2 protein-coding genes are annotated in these 2872 nt (G+C 60.2%); one reads left to right on the top strand and one right to left on the bottom strand.

All coding sequences use genetic code 11. The features are described from left to right. Nucleotides 1-822, bottom strand: an 822-nt coding sequence (locus XH98_RS13045; RefSeq protein WP_271618827.1) for a tyrosine-type recombinase/integrase, incomplete at its 3' end; no start/stop codon positions are given. A gap of 580 nt (nucleotides 823-1402) precedes the next feature. Between XH98_RS13045 and ltrA the strand changes: the two genes are divergently transcribed. Next, nucleotides 1403-2785, top strand: coding sequence for a group II intron reverse transcriptase/maturase (gene ltrA, locus XH98_RS13040; protein ID WP_271618826.1), 1383 nt, complete (start codon nucleotides 1403-1405; stop codon nucleotides 2783-2785). Nucleotides 2786-2872: the final 87 nt, after the last annotated feature.

Genomic DNA, 2872 nt, shown 5'->3' with positions numbered 1-2872 from the left:
TGGACTTGGCGTATTGCTGATGGTCTTTGTGGCGACTTGGGTATAGCGCGCCGTGCTGGCCAGACTGGCATGGCCGAGCAGCACCTGGATGATGCGTACGTCGGCCCCGTTCTCCAGCAGATGGGTCGCGAATGTGTGCCGAAGCGTATGCACTGTCACCGACTTGCTCAAGCCAGCCGCAGCACAGGCTGAGCGACAGGCGGCGTGCAGCACATTTGGGACGAGCGGACGCTCGTCGTCGCGGCCGGGAAATAGCCATCGTTTGGGCCGAGTGAGCCGCCAATATGTCCGCAGAATCCTCAAAAGCTGCGGCGAGAGCATTACGTAACGGTCCTTGCCGCCCTTGCCGTGCTCGACCCGGATCAACATCCGTTGGCTGTCGATGTCGACAACCTTCAAGAGAACCACTTCCGATACGCGCAAGCCTGCGGCATAGACAGTGGTCAACGCGGTACGGCTCTTGAGGCTCGGGATTGCTTCCAGGAAGCGGACGACCTCGTCGGCGCTCAGCACCACCGGCAGTTTGCGCGGTTTACGCGCATAGGCGATGCGCTCCGGAACGGTGTCATGACCAAGCGTCACACCGTAGAAGAACCGCAGTGCGCAGACGATCTGGTTCAGCGCCGGCCAAGACATCCCCGTCGCAACCAGATGAACCTGGAAGGCGCGGATATCCTCCAGGTCGAGGCGGTCGGGAGAACGACCGAAATATCGGCTCAACTTCGCTACGGCGTTGAGGTAGGATTGCTGCGTCGCCGGTGACAGATTGCGGACCGTCATGTCCTCGATCATGCGGCGGCGAAGCGGACTGATCTCAGCCATCGGAAAACCTCCTGTAAAGGGTTGGGCTTCGAAAACCCGCAATCCTCTCAGACAGGAGGCAATCCTTGCTATGCCTCCCTACATGCCGCGCCAGCGGCTTCGTTGTGTGCCGGGCATGTTCAATAGCTCGGAAGTGAAAGTCTTCCACCCAACCTGATGGAGGTGAAGGGATAGAGAAACGCAAGGGCTGCCGCCGCGAGGCGGGGTCTGAAGGAAGCGTGGATCAAAGATGCGGGCCGATGAACAAGAACCGGATATGAGGCGCCAGTGTCGGACGAGCGGGCAACACATCGCGAAGTCCATATCCATCAAAGACGCAAAGCGTAGATCCGGCGGTCGTGCATTGAAGGCGATTGAACTTACCCCGGGAGATCTGCCCGGCGTCGCTGTACGGCGACTAAGACGACCGTGAGGTCGGTTGACCACCTGGCAGAAGTCAGCAGAGGGCGTATTAGGTCAGGCTGTCGGCAAAGCTAGTGAGGCACTCCAATTGCCGAAAGGTGGAGAAACAGATAGGCGGAGCCGGAAACGATGGCTGAAGGCCCGAACGAGTGAGAGAGGCAAGTAGGATCGGCACCTCATGAACGGAAAGCGGCAGACAAACCAGCAACGACTGGCCTCAGGCACGGATGGTCGGGGTGAAACCCCTGCTGCCGCGACCGGAGGAGCCGAACCGTCTGTGGCGATGCCGGCGACCGAAAGCCCGGCTTTCCCAGAACAACTGATGGAGGAGGTGTGTAGCCGCGAGAACCTTCAAAGAGCGTGGAAACGCGTTCAGGGAAACAAGGGAGGTCCTGGTGTCGATGGGATGACCATCGACGTCGCCAAGGCATTCCTGCGTGAGCACTGGCCAGCAATTCGGCTCCAATTGCTCAACGGGAACTATCAGCCACGGCCGGTTAAACGGGTGGAAATTCCGAAACCGGATGGTGGGGTCAGAAGGCTCGGCGTTCCCTGTGTCGTCGACCGCCTGATTCAGCAAGCCGTGCTGCAGGTTCTTCAAGAACAATGGGATTCGACGTTCTCCGAGCACAGCTACGGATTCCGGCCGGGACGGTCGGCGCACCAGGCCGTAGCCCAGGCACAATGCTACATCGCCGAGGGCTACAACGTTGTGGTAGATCTCGATCTGGAAAGATTTTTCGACCGAGTCAACCATGACATCTTGATGTCGCGCGTCGCCGCGCGGGTGACCGACAAGCGCGTGCTCAAACTCATCCGGGCGTTCCTGAACGCCGGGGTGCTGGAGGATGGCCTGATCAGACCGGTGGAAGAGGGGACCCCTCAGGGTGGTCCGCTCTCGCCCTTCCTCAGTAATATCGTGCTCGACGATCTCGACAAGGAGCTGGCTCGACGTGGCCATCGGTTCTGTCGCTATGCGGACGACTGCAACATCTATGTTCGCAGTCATCGCGCCGGCAAACGGGTCATGGCCTCGATCACCCGGTTCCTGACCGACAAGCTCCGGCTAAAGGTCAATGAGGCCAAGAGCGCGGTGGCACGACCGGAAGGGCGCAAGTTCCTGGGGTTCAGTATTGCGAACGATGGGAGCAAACGACGCATTGCGCCGAAAGCGCTCGCTAAGTTCAAAGACCGAGTTCGGGACGTCACATGCCGGACACGAGGCATCAATCTGGAAAGGATTATCAAAGACCTCTCGCCTTACCTTATCGGATGGCGCGGGTACTTTGGGTTCTGCCAGACTCCTCGCGTGCTCACAAACCTGGAAGCCTGGATTCGCCGGAGATTGCGACTGTATCTCTGGCGCCAATGGCAGAACGGGCACAAGCGATTCACGGAGCTTCGCCGCCTCGGCATCGCGAAGTTCGCTGCATCGGTTGCCGCCGGCTCGCCGACGGGGCTCTGGCGAATGTCCGGGCACCCGGCGGTCCAGCACGCCCTGCGCAACCACTTCTTTGACGCTCTCGGTCTCCCCCGAATACTGGTTCCTGGACCAGCTTAACTCAGTCGAACCGCCGTGGTACGGACCCGTATGCCCGGTGGTGTGGGAGGGGTGGCGTCGCGAGACGTCCCCCTATCCCGATCAATC

The sequence above is a fragment of the Bradyrhizobium sp. CCBAU 51745 genome, from assembly GCF_028128715.1.
Taxonomy (GTDB): Bacteria; Pseudomonadota; Alphaproteobacteria; order Rhizobiales; family Xanthobacteraceae; genus Bradyrhizobium; species Bradyrhizobium manausense.
This window is presented reverse-complemented; position numbering and strand designations above follow the sequence as displayed.

Bases quoted from the DNA above. Each gene is read 5' to 3' on its own strand.
- ltrA (WP_271618826.1), top strand. From the start codon at position 1,403: ATGAACGGAAAGCGGCAGACAAACCAGCAACGACTGGCCTCAGGCACG.